The organism is Pseudomonas sp. Pse1, assembly GCF_024519635.1.
GTDB lineage: Bacteria > Pseudomonadota > Gammaproteobacteria > Pseudomonadales > Pseudomonadaceae > Aquipseudomonas.
The window spans coordinates 1-342 of the sequence record NZ_JALJRO010000108.1; the positions used below are offsets into that span (position 1 = coordinate 1).

The window sequence follows — 342 nt, forward strand, 5'->3', positions numbered from 1 at the left end:
CTGATGCTGATGCTGATGCTGATGCTGATGCTGATGCTGATGCTGATGCTGATGCGGATGCGGATGCGGATGCTGATGCTGATGCGGATGCGGATGCGGATGCGGATGCGGATGCCGACGCCGACGCCGATGCGGATGCTGACGCCGATGCCGATGCCGATGCCGATGCCGATGCCGATGCGGATGCTGACGCGGATGCCGACGCGGATGCGGATGCGGATGCGGATGCGGATGCTGACGCCGATGCCGACGCGGATGCGGATGCCGATGCGGATGCGGATGCGGATGCGGATGCGGATGCTGATGCCGACGCTGATGCGGATGCGGATGCGGATGCGGATG

1 protein-coding gene is annotated in these 342 nt (G+C 64.3%); it reads right to left on the bottom strand.

Annotated features, from left to right (window positions below; all coding sequences use genetic code 11):
• A partial coding sequence (locus tag NR126_RS29195; protein ID WP_256832515.1) for a hypothetical protein occupies positions 1-342 on the bottom strand: 342 nt, incomplete at both ends.